Below are 13,554 nucleotides of genomic sequence, written 5' to 3' on the forward strand. Positions count from 1 at the left end.
CCCACCACAGGTAAGAATCTCCTGCGAACCTTCACGATTGGCAACCTGGTGCAGTGCGTGCGAGTAAGTCGCGCGAGGCGGCAGGCTTCAGTGAACGCCGGGCCCACCAGCTCGAACAGCGGGCCTCAGCAGTCAGCGTCTGATCGAAAGCGGCGCACCTCGCAAGCACACGCGACTCCCCTGACCTCCACCGAGTCTCGTTATCCGGTTTCGGTAAGTTTGCCGTGCATGCAGATGATCTTCACCATTTGTGCGGTGCGCGAAGGACCCGCGCTGACGGGGGTTGGCTGCCCCGGACATCGAGGAAGCCTCCGTTCACGGGAGCACATGGAGTCCGCAATAATCTCGGGTCATGGAGCAGCTGCTAGGGATCTTGGCGAAGGTGGTCTTCTTCGCTTTTATTGTCGGAATGTTCACTCTTGTCATCTGGGTGTTCGTGCGTAGCAACAAGGAGGACAAGCGGATCAGACGCGACTGGGCGGAGCTCCCGCGGGTCGCCGGGGCGCGCGGCTGGACGTATGAACAACGGGCGCGTGGGCAGGCCACTGAGTACTGCGGTGTGGGCCCCATGCCTGGCAGCGGCTCGAATCTGAGTGCCTGGCACTACATCACCGGCGAGTTCCGTGGCCGCTCCTTCAAGTGCTTCGAGCACCGCTACAACAACCCCATGTCCGGCAATGCCGGCGAACGCAAACGACCGACCATCGAAGCAATTTTTGTAGTCCAGGCCCCTGGACATGGGCAGCCGGTGGAGATTCTGCGACCGAGCAAGACGGACGCGCTGCTCGACCGGAGGCAGCGGATGCGGCTCGGCATGACCGAATTCGATGACACATTCCGGGTCGTCACCCAGGACGAGGATTTCGCCCGCAGCATCCTGAGCGACTCCGTGGCATCTTTCCTGGTCACGGACCCACGGGGCAGGCAGTCTCCTCTTCAGTTGCGCGACGACGAACTGTTCACGTGGTACACGGGCACGCTGTCTCCGCAGGACCTGGAAGAGAAGCTGAACTACTTGTGTGACGTGCTCGACCAGATTCCCGCACAGGCATGGACGGCGGCCTGAGCAACGCCGAGTGCCCCTTGACCCGAGGCGATGATTCGCCGGGGCAAGGGGCACTCGGATGTGTGTCCGATGTTCCTGAGCTCGCTAGGCCTCGGTGTCGTCGGCCGGGCGTACCGTCCTGAGGAACTGCCGGAAGTCATCGATGACTTCGTCGAGTTGGTTCTGCTTCGCCGTGAGGACGAACTCGAGCACCGCGCGCTTCGCCGGAGAGTGGACATCCTCCATGCCGAGGTACAGCTGACTCTGGCACAGCTCCACGGGTTCCCCTCGCAGGGTGGTGGAGAGGACGAGGTTCTGGAGAATCCCCGGAGGATCCGTCAGGCCCGGGATGTCCGGAGTACCCGCATCAACCTTTTTGATGATCCGTACGGTCCCTGCCTGCTCCAGCCTGGGCACCGACTCGTCGGCGATCTCCGACAGCGTGGCGCCGTCGTTGCGCATCTCACCGGAGATGGTGATGTTCGCCGTGAACCCGCCGTCGATGGAGGCGGGATGCAGCGCAACGAAGGCGGCGCCAGGCGCTCCCACCTCGTCCGGCGGCGCCGCTTGCCAGCCGTCCGGCAGCGAAAAGGAAATCTTGACCGGCAGCGTGGTCGTCATGGTGGATCCCATCCTTCAGTGATCGTCGACTGGGGCTAGAACCAACTGCCGACTGTGTGGTCCCAGGCGTCGTCTGCCGCGGACCCGATCGAGTCGACCATCTTGCCGGGATCGACGGTGATGTTGACACCGACTTTGCCGCCGACGCCCAGACCGGCCCCGAGCTCTCCACCGATGGTGAACTTGCCGTCCTTCATGCCCAGGTCGGCGTTGGCCTCGGCGCCCACGCCGGCCCACGCCTCACCGGTCGCACCGGCGCCCACACCGGCGACGTCGGCCGAGAGCGACCCGGTGGCCTTGGCTCCGGCGAACGCCTCCGCGCCGGTGTGCACCCCGTCCTTGCCGACGCCCACCTTCGCCGAGGCGTCCGCGCCCGCGAAGGCCTTGGCCTCGCCCTGGATGGCGGCCACGCCGTACTCCACGCTGCCGTTCGCCGATGCCTGAGCGAGGTACGCGGTCCCCGAAGCACCGGCCTGTAGCTGCCCGTTCGCGACACTCGCGCCGACCGAGCCGTCCACGCCGAGCGCCGCTACGTCGGCCGCGTACTTCCCCGTGAAGCCGCCCGCCTTCTTCTCTCCCGCAACACCATCCGACCAAACGCTGGCCTTATCCGACCACTCGGCGAGCTTGATGTTCCAGTCGGCCTTCGGCCCGGGAGTGGTTGGGTCGCCGTCCTCGGCCGTGCCGGGCTTGTTCCGCAGGTAGTAGTTGCCGTCGGCGTCCTTGCCCCACTCCTTCTCCCTGCGGCGCCAGTGGCTGGCCTCGTCGGTCTTCCACCTCTTGGTCTCCTTGGCCCACGCCGTGGGAGAGATGGCGCTCTTGCCGACGCCGTGCTCTTCAGCCCACTTCTTGGCATCCACGCCGCTCCTGACCGCAACGAGCCAGTCGGGGCTGTCGGACGCGCTGCCCGCGAGGTCGTTGAGCTTCTTGGTCAGCGTGTCGGCCTGCTCCTTGAGCTGCTTGCGCGCAGTGCTCAGCAGATGTTCCGCGGCCTCGTGGTCGCCGGCCTTCCACTTGTCGATCGCCGTCCCGGCCTGTCCCTGCGCCCAGGTCAGGGTGGAGGCGTACGAGTGGACCGCCTTGGCGGCCCCGGACATCGTGTCGCTGGCGAAGTACCAGTTGGTCTTCTCCTTGGCCAACGTGGGCCAGAAGGCGTCACTGGCCTGACCGACCCAGTCCTTGACGCGCACGTCACGCAGGCCGTCGCCTATTCCGTCGAACGTGGTCGACCACTTCTTGAGTGAGGTCTCGAGGCTGCCGAGCTTGCCGGCGTCTCCCGGGATGAGGTCCTTCGGGTCACTCGTGGACCCGAGCGAAGCTGCCATTACTGCGGATTCCCCCGTTTCTGTTGCTAGACCAATACCTTCTTGACGGAGTTCACCGAATCGCGAATGGCCTGGTCCGTGTCATCGAAGTCGCCGTTGGCCTTGTTCAGCCCTTCCGCCAAGGTGGCCGCACAGTCGGCGAGGAACGCGGCGCCCCCCTCCCACGTCGCGCAGAACGTCACCATTGCCGCGGCGGCGTCGTCGTCACCGATCTCAGAGGCCTGCTTGGCCTCGTCGCCCAGGTCCACTTCCTTGACCGGCTTGAGCACTTCCAGAATGTCTTTTCCGCCCTGCTTGAGGACGTCGGGACCCACTCCGAGATCGCCGGCCACGGCATACCCCCGTCTTTCAACTCCGTTTGTATCGCGCACACATGGCGCTGAGCGCGTGAACGCTATCACCGCTGATGTGTCCGAAAACGCGCGCTCACCGGCTCTTCACGACACCGGCAAAGCAGCCACGCAGGGCCCCTCGGCGCCCTCCTGCGAGCAAGGGATCTCCGGGTGTCGATTCCTCGTGGCCGACACCGCGTCTCCGTCTCATCGGAGGGGCTTCGCAGGCGTCGTCTGGCCCGGACTGGCCCAACCCGCGGCAGTGCGGCCGCAGTTACGAGGAGGGGGTCTCGTCGCCTCGCGAACGGGCCAGCGGGTCAACGCACCGTGGGCACAGGTCGTGGGCGGAGGTCAGCCGTTACGGGGCGCCGTCCCCTTCAAAGAGTCGTCACCCACCGGCATCCGTGCGGAAGCAGCGGGAGGCCGCCGCCGACGGGGACGCACATGCTCCGTGTGGGCCGATGGCCAGTCAGCTCGCGGCCGGAGAAGGCGCGTTGTCGGCCTTGATGTCGAAGTTGATGTTGTCTCCGTCGACAGAGGAGACCTTGACCGTCACGCCCAAGGTGCTGCCGTCGGACGCCGTGAGCTTGCAACGGGTGGTGTTGCCGACCTTCCCGGCGAGGTCCTCGGGGCAGGTGATGTCCGGCTTCGGTTGGCCCGTTGTGGCGGCGAGCTTTTCGGCCACCGTGGCGGCCAGCTTGTCCGAGGACAGTTTCGGCTCGGAGCTTCCGGTGTCGGCCGACGCCGAGCAGCCCGCCATCAGCACGCCGACCACTACGGTCGACAGGCTCCAAGTTACTGCGGACAAGCGGGGCTTGGTCATGGTGGGGGGATTCCTTCCGGGTCTTATCAAGGTAAGAAGACACCGAAAGCATACGTGGCGACGCAGCTGCGGAATGTCGCCCCAGAGGCTCACAGAACTGGATAGGAGCAATAAGGATTACAGCTCGAAGCGAGTGACGAACGGCGTTCCATGAGCACTTCGCCGTACCCGCAAATAATCTTCACCAATGAGGGTGCAGATCGGAAATACCGAGTCCTGAAGTTATCGAACTGTTTCCCTTGATCTCGACCTCGATCTCGATCTCATCAAGCCTTACCGCGGGGATCTCAGCAGCGGCATTGCTGATGCGAGTTGGTCCGGGTTCGCCGGTCGCGCGGCACCACCGGCGTCATAGCTCGCCCTGAGCCGCGCACGCCACCGTCACGGCTGGCGCTCAGCCGTGCCCATCACCGTCACACCTGACCCCCGAGCCGCCCCCGCCGCCGACGCGCGTCCCGGACCGCCACCGCCGTGCCGCCCAGCCCGGCCACCACGACGAGCCCGCCCACGACGACGTACGTCGCCAGACGGGTGTTGCGTTCCTCGGCTGTCTCGCCGAAGTGCAGGGGGGTGATGGACGGTGCCTCGGCCCGGGAGACGCCGTCCTCCGGCTTGGGGGACTGGACGGGGTGTTCCGGGTCCACGTCCGTCAGGGCCTTGACGGGGTCGACGACGCCCCAGCCGACGTTGCGGTCCTTGCCGGGGATCGAGCGTTCCGCCGTCTGTTCGATCTGGGCGACGACCTCCTGGGCCGTCCAGGTGGGGTACTTGGACTTGAGGAGCGCGGCCACTCCCGCCACGTACGGCGCCGAGAAACTCGTACCGTTGTCGGAGCAGTGACCGCCGCCGGGAACTGTGGAGATCATGTCGACGCCGGGGGCGGCGACTCCCACGAAATCTCCCGACTGGGAGAAGGCGGCCCGCTCGTTGTTGCGGTCGGAGGCCGCGACCGCGAGGACGCCCTTGTACGACGCCGGGTAGGTGATCTGGACCTTGCCGCCCAGGCCGTCGTTGCCGGCGGAGGCGACGACCACGACCTTCTGGCCGAGGGCGTAGTCGACGGCGTCCTCCAGGCGCGAGTCGGGCTTCACGGCGTTGGCCGTGTCCTGGGAGATGTTGATGACGTCGGCACCTTCGGCGACCGCGTGCTTGATCGCCTCCGCCAGGGTGCTGGCCGTTCCGTCGCCCTCCGCGTTGTTCTGCTTGATGGGGATGATCTCGGCGTCGGGCGCGAGGCCCACGAAGCCGGTCCCCTTCATCGGGCGGGCCGCGATGATGCCGGCCACGCGTGTGCCGTGCCCGACCGTGTCGGTGGTGCCCTGGCTGTTGCCGCGGTCGATCTTCTCGCCCTTGGCGTTCTTCGGGGGCAGGAGGTTCGCGCCCTTGGACGCCTCGACGGCCTTCGTGAGCTGGCGGTTCTTGACGTCCACGCCGGTGTCGATCACGGCCACCTGGACGTTCTTGCCCCTGGACTGCGCCCAGAGTTCGTCGAGGTTGACGCGTTGCAGGGCCCAGGGGCGGCCCGTGTACGGCTTCGACGGGAACGTGCACTGTTCGTCCGCGTGGGCGGCGGTCGCGGGCAGGGCGACCACCGAGACACTTGCCACGATCGTGGTGGCGGCGGCCAGCGCGGCCGCTCTCCTGCCCTGTTCCCGGATCGCCGACGTCCTTGCGTTCAGCATCGCTTCGTTCTCCTCCGCCGCGCCGCTAGGAGCCCTGCGGCAGCCGTGCCGCCGCCTCCGACAGGCGCGGGCCCGTCGGCAGGAACGTCGACCACACCGCGGGGACGGGCGTGGGCGTCACCTTCTCGTAGCCGAGCCGGGTCTGGGCGATCTTGGCTTCCTGGAGCTCCTCCTGGCGCTTCTTGGCGGAGGTGCCGATGCCCTCGTCGTCGGTGGCGCTGTCGCTGTTGGACTGCAGGGCGTAGCGCAGGCCCGTGTCGGTGACCAGGAAGACGCCGCCCGCGCCGGTCTCCGTGCCCTGGAACTGGCGGTAGAGCTGGCCGGAGCCGGCGGTGACGTAGCCGCTGGAGGAACCGGTGGGCAGTTGGGCGGGGAAGTCCGTGCCCGCCCAGGTGGACAGGGTCGTCCTGCCCTTGGCGCCGACCGAGAGCAGGACGTTGCAGACGGTGTTGCGGCCGGAGGTGGCGCTGGTGCCGTCGTTCACGGTCCGGGGCTTGAACGTCGGCCAGGTGTTCTTCGCGGTCTCGAAGGGCGTGCTCTGGACCACCGCGCCGGGGCTCACCTGCTGCGCCTCGCCCGCCTGCCCGACGGCGACGAGGTCACCGCTGTTGAGCAGCAGGGTGGCGACGAACTCGGAGATCTCGGCCACCCTGCCGGGCAGCACCACGTAGTACTGCATCTTCGAGCCGTTGAAGGCCTTGATCACCTCGCCGACCTTGTCGTACTGCTCGGGGAGGCCGGAGACGTTCGCCTTCGCGCCGGGGGTGTTCCCGATCGACGGAATGGAGATCGGGTCGCCCTTGCGCAGAGTGTCGAGCCACTCCTGGGACACCCGCTGCGGGTCGCGGCCCTGGGTGTCGAGGGCCTTGAGCAGCTCGGTGTCGGCGGTGTTCTCGATCTGGTACGCCGTGCCCCGGGCGTCGACCACGTACTGGGTCTTCTCGTCCGGGCCGACGACGTACATCAGGTCGCCGCCGGTGAGCTTGTTCGGCCCCTCCGTCTTGCCGAACTCCTTCTTGGCGAAGACGAACGCGGCCTTCTGGATGGCGCGGCCACCCTCGCCGGGACGCTCGCAGACCGCCCAGCGCTTGGCGGTCTCGGCCTCGTCGGCCGAGGGCAGGCGGTCGGGGGCGTACGGGATGCCGATGGTGGCGCCGTGCGGCGGCTTGCCACTGTCCAGGATCTTCTCGTCGACGGTGATGACGTCGGCCTTGCCGGGGTCCAGCAGGAGCTTGGCCGAGGCCATGTTGAGGACCGGGTGCAGCTGTGTCTGCTTGCCCGTCTTCAGGACCACGTACCGGGTGGTCGAGTCGCTGGCGACGATGACGTGCTCTTCGGGGGTGTTCCAGCCCTTGGGCGCGGTCGGGCTGAACATGCCGATGCCGCCGAACACCGCGAGGATCACCACCCCGACGATGGTGCCCGGCAACAGTGCCTTCAGCGGCTTGGGCGCGCCTTCCTCCGAGCCCGTCGGAGAGGGCTGCAAGAAGGATGCGAGCGTGCGGCGCTTCGCGAAGGTGTAGGCGTTGAGTTCGTCCCGCCGTGATGCCATCTGTGTCCGCTCTCTCCCCGTGCGGAGCCGTGGGGGACCTGTGAAGGTTCTACCCCGTTCTCTGTTGCCTCTGATGCCTGGGCTGTCAGAGCCGCCCCCTACTATGCCTGTTGCGTGACCGTGCTGGTGGCACGGGTAGGGTGCTCAGGCCTGGAAGGGGCCGAAGGGCAAGGGTTTTAGGAAGAGTTCGGGGGTTTTGGAGTGATGGCTTCCGCAACGCGGGCCCGGTCGCGATCGCAATCGGGGTCGAGATCGAGTCGCGCGCGCCGGTCGGGTTCCCCCGGCCCGTCCTCGCCCCAGCCCCCCACGGCACAGTCGGGCGCGGCTCACGCCGCCTCCGTCTCGCACCACGGCTCCGTCACGCCGCACCTCAAGTCGCGCTCCGGGCGCGGGGGTTCGTTCACGGTGCAGCGGCTGGTCATGCTGGAGCTGGCGGCGGCGCTGGTCGCTGTCGGGTGGCTCATCGGCCCGGTCGCGCTGGTACCGGCCGGCGTGGTCGCCGCGGTCCTCGTGGTGCTCGCTCTGGTGCGCCGCCGCGGGCTGTCCCTGCCCGAGTGGCTGGGCGCCCTGCTGGCGCTGCGGGCCCGCACCCGCAAGGCCGCGAACACTCCGCTGCCGCCAGGCACCGACTCCGGTCTGGCGCCCGCCGTGGAGTGCGACCCGAACCTGCGGACGTACAGCCACAGCCGCGGCGACGACCGCGATCAGCGGCGGCCGGTGGGCATGGTGGGCGACGGTGGCTTCCTCACCGCGCTGCTCCAGGTGGAGTCGGACGCCGGTGCGCTGCGCGCGGAGCGCAGTCGTCGGCCGCTGCCCGTCGGGCTCGTCCAGGACGCCCTCGACGTCGACGGGATCCTCCTGGAGTCGGCGCAGATCGTGGTGCACACCCAGCCGGCGCCCGCGCTGCATCTGCCTCAGCAGTCCGTCGTGGTGAGCAACTACGCCCCGCTGCAGGCGCAGACGGGGTCTCCCTCGGTGCGCATCACGTGGATCGCGCTGAAGCTGGACCCCGAGCTGTGCCCGGAGGCGGTGGCCGCGCGCGGGGGTGGACTGCTGGGCGCGCAGAAGTGTCTGGTGCGGTCGGCGGAGCATCTGGCGAGCCGGCTGACCGGTGCCGGGTTCCTCGCCAACATCCTCACCGAGGAGGAGTTGACGGCCGCGATCGCCACCTCCGCGTGCGCCAACCCGATGGTGACCGCGCAGGCCGCCCAGGCGGGGCGGGGTGAGGTGCCGCAGCGGCGGACCGAGGAGACCAGCCGCAGCTGGCGCTGCGACAACCGGCGGCACACCACGTACTGGGTGCGGCGCTGGCCTCAACTGGGCGATTCTGGTACGTCGTTGGCGCAGTTGGTGGCGCAGCTCACCGCCGTTCCCGCGCTGGCGACGACCTTCAGCCTGACTCTCGCGCGGGGGGACCGCAAGGACGTGTCCGTCGCCGGTCACCTCCGTATCACCGGGCGCAGCAACCAGGAGCTGACGAACGCGCGACGCGATCTGGAGCAGGCGGCGCGGCAGGTGCGTACCGGGCTCGCCCGGCTGGATCGTGAACAACTCCCCGGCGTTCTCGCCACCCTGCCGCTCGGAGGTGCCCGCTGATGGCCATGACGACGTCGACGCAGTCGTCCTCGTCCGAGGGCGGGGCGGCGTTCAGGGAGCGGCTGCGTACCGGGTTCGGGCTGATCGGCCCGCGGCATCCGCGGCACACGTTGCCCGTGGAGCAGATGGGCGCGCTGTCCCTGCCCCTCGGGGACGACGGTGTGGTGGCGGGCGTCAACGCCGAGGGTCAGCCCGCGGTGCTCGGCGTCAACCGGCCCACGCCGTACGACATCCTCCTCATCGGCGGTCTGTGGACGGCCCAGGTGCTGGCGCTGCGTGCGGCGGCGACGGGCGCCCGGGTGGCCGTGGAGACGGGTCGTCCGCAGGCCTGGATGCCGATGGTGCACGCCATGGGCGGCGGGCAGAACGGCCTGGCCGTGTACGACGTCGGCCGGGTACCCCCGCAGGGCGCGTCGGCCGGTACGCCCGTACTGGTGGTGCGGGACTGCGGTATGCGGCCGCCGCGCGGACGCGTGGTGTCGGCGCCCTGGCAGGCCGTGCTCACCCTGCTGCCGTATCTGAGCCCGGTCGCGCCGCGCCTGCTGCGCCAGGCGCGGCTGGTCGGCGTGCAGCGGGTGTCGCCGGACGAGGCCGCGGAGATCGGGCGGGTGATAGGGCTGCCGCGCCCCGAGATCGAGTCGTTGCCCACCTTGCAGGACGGTCTCACCCTGTGGTGCACGGAGCGGGACCGGCAGTACGTGCTGACGCAGGCGACGGATGCCGAGACCGGGCTGCTGGGCGTGGCCCGCCGCATGGACTGAGGCGGCGCACTGCCCCGTGGGCCGCACGGGCCGCACGGGTCGAACGGGCCGCACGGGCCGCACGGGTCGAACGGGCCGCACGGGTCGAACGGGCCGCACGGGCCGCACGGGTCGAACGGGCCGCACGGGCCGAGCTGATGGAGCGGCTCTTCGGGGCAGCCTGTCGGGACGTCGGCTGACCGACTTCTCAGGACGCGTCGGCATCGGCACGGGATGTCGGGCGGGCGGCTACTCCGAGGGTCGCCGCGCATCCCCGGCGCCCACCGCGCATCTCCGGTGGCCCGCCACGCTTTTCGGGCGGGGCGCGCTGTCCAGGGATGCGTGCCGGGCCGGGCCGTGACGTCTCACGCGTACACATTCACCCTGACTGTCATGTCCAACTTGTCGCGTTCTCGCGGGCATTGGGTTGCTTTGGGGAAGCCCGTCGGGTGGGCGGGCCTGCCGGGCTCGCTGTTTTGATGATTAGGCTGGGGTAGAGCACGTCGCGAGTACTCGCGAGCGGGCGATGCGGGCTCTGCGACGACAGGCCCGGGGCCCGTAGGGGGCGGCCCGGCGAATCGGACGACAGTAACGGTCGCCCCAGCACGGCATGAGGGTGCTCGACCACATCAGGAGGAACTGTGAACAGCGATCGGGACGGGATCCGCGGGGGCTGGGACACACCCGACGACGACCAGACCGACGCGGAGTCCGCCATCGAGATGACGGGCGAGTTCACCATCGACTACGCCCCACCGGCCTGGTACACGCAGAACGCCTCGGGTGCGTCGAACACGGCTCCCCAGGCTCCGACGCCCCCGCCGGCCCCGGCGACCGGTCCCACCGCGCCTCCGCCGCCGCTCGGGCCCCCCGTGGCCGTACCCGACCTGCCGCCCGGCGGCGCTTACCAGCCCGCCTGGACGCCCACGCCACCGCCCGCGCCCGTGGCACCCGAGGAGGAAGCCGCGGACGGCGACCTCGTCAGCGGCGCGACGATGCGGATCTCGTCCTCCTCACTGAAGCGTGAGATCGCGGAGCGCGACGCGGCAGCGAACACCGACGCCCCTTCCGGCGACGGCACCGCCATGCCCGCGGCCGGGGCCGACGCCCAGGCCGGGGGGTTCCCGGCGGGTGCGCACTCCGCTGCCGAAGAGCCCGAGTCCGGCACGGGGACGCCGGCCGCGTTCTCGACCGGCGCTCCCATGCCCCCTGCGGCGGACGGCGAGGCCGCGCCGCAGAACGGCGCCGGTGACGCCGAGACCGGTGCCGAGCGGGTCACGGGAGAGGGCGGTGCGGACGGTACGGCGGCTCCCGCGGGCGACCTCACGGCTGCCGCGGAGGAGCCCACCGCCGACGGCCGGCAGGGAGCCGGTGACGGGGGCGCGCCCTCCTTCACGGACCCGACCGGCACACCGGAGGAGCCCGAGAGCACCGATCAGGAAACCCAGAGCGCCCAGCCCTCCGGCGGCACACCCGGCACCTCCGCCACATCGGGTACGCCCGACCCGGCCGGTTCGTCCGCCGGGGCGCCGGACTCCCCCGCACCGGAGGGTGCCCCGGACGACGACGGCGCCCACGGCGCCGAGGCGCCCGCCGGTCCCGACGCCGGACAGAGCCCCGCGCAGCCCGTAGGCCCCGCCGCTCCCGCGCCGGACGCCCCGGCCGCCTGGACTCCTCCCCCGCCGGCACCGCAAAGCGGCGTCCCGCCGCTGCCGCCGTCCTACCAGCCCGCGGCACCGGCCCCGGCGGCGCAGTGGCCCGCGCAGTCCCAGCCGGAGGCTCCGTCCGTCCCGCAGCCGGACCCGGCCCAGGCTCAGCCCGGCGGTTACGGCTTCCCCCCGCCGCCTCAACAGCAGCCGTCCCCGCAGCAGCCGGAGCAGCAGCCGTTCCAGCCGCAGGCCCCGCAGCCCGCGCCGGCCTCCTGGAACGCCCCCGCGGCACAGCCCGCCCCGCAGGCTCCACCCGGCTACGGCTTCCCGCAGCCCGGCAGCCACAACGCCCCGGCGCCCGCGGCGCCCCAGCCCACCCCTCCGGCTCCCCCGCAGAGCGGCTACGGCTTCCCCCCACAGCCCCCTGCCCCGGCGCCGAACCCCCAGGGCGGCTACGGCTTCCCGCAGCAGCCCCCAGCCCCGATGCCCGACCCGCAGGGCGGCTACGGCTTCCCGCACCCCCATGCGCAACCGCAGACCGGCCCGCAGCAGTCGGGGTACGGCTTCCCCCAGCCCCCCGCCCCTCCCGCCCCGCCCGCGCCGAACTCGCCCGACTCCCCTGCCCAGGCAGGCGGATACGGCTTCCCGCCGCCGCCCGCACAGCAGGGCCAGCCGGGCCAGCCACAGCCGGGTCAGCCGCCTCAGCCCCAGCCCGGCCCCCAGGGTCAGCACCCCCAGGGTCAGCAGCCCCACCCGCCGGTCGACCCCCGTACCGGTGCCGCCTGGCCGCAGCCGATGCAGCACGACCAGCGGCAGGCGACGCATTCCGGTGCCGCGCCGCTCGGTTACACCGCGGCGGTGGAGCTGTCCTCGGACCGGCTGCTCAACAGCAAGCGGCAGAAGGCGAAGAGCAGCCGTCCGGCGGCCGCCGGCGGCCGGTTCAAGCTGGGCGGAAAGAAGGAAGAGGCCGAGCGGCAGCGGAAGTTGGACCTCATCCGCACCCCGGTGCTGTCCTGCTACCGGATCGCCGTGATCAGCCTCAAGGGCGGCGTCGGCAAGACCACGACCACCACCGCCCTGGGCTCCACCCTCGCGACCGAGCGGCAGGACAAGATCCTCGCGATCGACGCCAACCCGGACGCCGGTACGCTCGGCCGCCGCGTGCGCCGGGAGACCGGGGCCACCATCCGTGACCTCGTCCAGGCGATCCCGTACCTCAACTCGTACATGGACATCCGGCGGTTCACCTCCCAGTCGCCCTCCGGCCTGGAGATCATCGCCAACGACGTCGACCCGGCGGTGTCGACCACGTTCAACGACGAGGACTACCGGCGCGCGATCGACGTGCTGGGCAAGCAGTACCCGGTCATCCTGACCGACTCCGGCACCGGTCTGCTGTACAGCGCCATGCGCGGTGTGCTGGACCTCGCCGACCAGCTGATCATCATCTCGACGCCGTCCGTGGACGGTGCGAGCAGTGCGAGTACGACGCTGGACTGGCTCTCCGCGCACGGGTACGCCGACCTGGTCTCCCGGTCCCTCACCGTCATCTCCGGTGTCCGCGAGACCGGCAAGATGATCAAGGTCGAGGACATCGTGGCGCACTTCGAGACGCGGTGCCGGGGTGTGGTCGTGGTGCCGTTCGACGAGCACCTCGCCGCCGGTGCCGAGGTCGACCTGGACATGATGCGGCCGAAGGTGCGGGAGGCGTACTTCAACCTCGCCGCGTTGGTCGCGGAGGACCTGGTACGGCATCAGCAGGCGCACGGCCTGTGGACGAACGACGGCAACCCGCCGCCGGTGGCCGCGCCGCCGATGCCGGGGCACCAGGGCCAGCAGCTGTACGGCGGTCAGCCCGTTCCGGGCCAGCAGGTCCCCGGTCAGCCGGGTCCGTACCCTCAGCAGCCGCAGCCGGGGCAACCGGGACCGGGACAGTTCGCGCCCGGCCAGCCCTACCCTCAGCCGGGCCAGCCAGGTCACCCGGGACAGCCGCCCGCCCACCCGGGGCAGCCCGGCCAGCCGGGTCCGTACCCGCAGTCCGGTCCGCAGCCCTACCCGCCGCAGCAGGGACAGCCCGGTCAGCCGTACCCCGGCCACCCGCAGCCGGACGGACAGACCCCGCCCCCTCCCCCGCCGCCCCAGCAGTAGGCGGCACGACATGATCGAAGGGCGGCCGGTGCCCGAGGCAC

General features: G+C 70.4%; 10 protein-coding genes. 4 read left to right on the forward strand and 6 right to left on the reverse strand.

Annotated elements, in window-relative coordinates; genetic code table 11:
* The first annotated feature begins 352 nt into the window (after positions 1 to 352).
* Positions 353 to 1,066: a hypothetical protein gene (locus tag ACFYRY_RS18730; protein ID WP_389146407.1), complete on the forward strand. Its 714-nt coding sequence runs from the start codon at positions 353 to 355 to the stop codon at positions 1,064 to 1,066.
* An 84-nt stretch (positions 1,067 to 1,150) separates the two neighbouring features.
* Here the strand turns inward: ACFYRY_RS18730 and ACFYRY_RS18735 are convergent, their stop codons facing one another.
* The 6 genes from ACFYRY_RS18735 to eccB all read right to left on the reverse strand — a co-directional run bounded on the left by ACFYRY_RS18735 (position 1,151) and on the right by eccB (position 7,380).
* Positions 1,151 to 1,666, reverse strand: coding sequence for a hypothetical protein (locus tag ACFYRY_RS18735; RefSeq protein WP_389146410.1), 516 nt, complete (start codon positions 1,664 to 1,666; stop codon positions 1,151 to 1,153).
* Positions 1,667 to 1,701: 35 nt separating this feature from the next.
* A complete protein-coding gene (locus tag ACFYRY_RS18740) occupies positions 1,702 to 2,991 on the reverse strand; it encodes a putative T7SS-secreted protein (RefSeq protein WP_389146413.1) in 1,290 nt (429 codons plus the stop codon).
* Between the two features lie 26 nt (positions 2,992 to 3,017).
* A complete protein-coding gene (locus ACFYRY_RS18745) occupies positions 3,018 to 3,323 on the reverse strand; it encodes a hypothetical protein (RefSeq protein WP_389146415.1) in 306 nt (101 codons plus the stop codon).
* Positions 3,324 to 3,792: 469 nt separating this feature from the next.
* Positions 3,793 to 4,146, reverse strand: coding sequence for a DUF4333 domain-containing protein (locus ACFYRY_RS18750; protein ID WP_389146418.1), 354 nt, complete (start codon positions 4,144 to 4,146; stop codon positions 3,793 to 3,795).
* Positions 4,147 to 4,559: 413 nt separating this feature from the next.
* Complete coding sequence (gene mycP / locus ACFYRY_RS18755) at positions 4,560 to 5,828, reverse strand: type VII secretion-associated serine protease mycosin (RefSeq protein WP_389146421.1); 1,269 nt, start codon at positions 5,826 to 5,828, stop codon at positions 4,560 to 4,562.
* Between the two features lie 25 nt (positions 5,829 to 5,853).
* Positions 5,854 to 7,380 (reverse strand): type VII secretion protein EccB, encoded by a 1,527-nt coding sequence (gene eccB / locus ACFYRY_RS18760; protein ID WP_389146424.1) that lies wholly within the window; start codon positions 7,378 to 7,380, stop codon positions 5,854 to 5,856.
* A gap of 204 nt (positions 7,381 to 7,584) precedes the next feature.
* Between eccB and eccE the strand changes: the two genes are divergently transcribed.
* The 3 genes from eccE to ACFYRY_RS18775 all read left to right on the forward strand — a co-directional run bounded on the left by eccE (position 7,585) and on the right by ACFYRY_RS18775 (position 13,513).
* The gene (gene eccE, locus ACFYRY_RS18765; RefSeq protein WP_389146427.1) at positions 7,585 to 8,976 is read left to right on the forward strand and encodes a type VII secretion protein EccE; all 1,392 of its coding nucleotides are present in this window, start codon (positions 7,585 to 7,587) and stop codon (positions 8,974 to 8,976) included.
* Positions 8,977 to 8,981: 5 nt separating this feature from the next.
* Entirely contained in the window at positions 8,982 to 9,737 is a 756-nt protein-coding gene (locus tag ACFYRY_RS18770; protein ID WP_389148318.1) for a hypothetical protein, read from the forward strand.
* 620 nt (positions 9,738 to 10,357) lie between these two features.
* The gene (locus ACFYRY_RS18775; RefSeq protein WP_389146430.1) at positions 10,358 to 13,513 is read left to right on the forward strand and encodes an SCO5717 family growth-regulating ATPase; all 3,156 of its coding nucleotides are present in this window, start codon (positions 10,358 to 10,360) and stop codon (positions 13,511 to 13,513) included.
* Positions 13,514 to 13,554: the final 41 nt, after the last annotated feature.

This window comes from Streptomyces sp. NPDC005263 (genome assembly GCF_042872365.1).
In the GTDB taxonomy this organism is placed as follows: Bacteria; Actinomycetota; Actinomycetes; order Streptomycetales; family Streptomycetaceae; genus Streptomyces.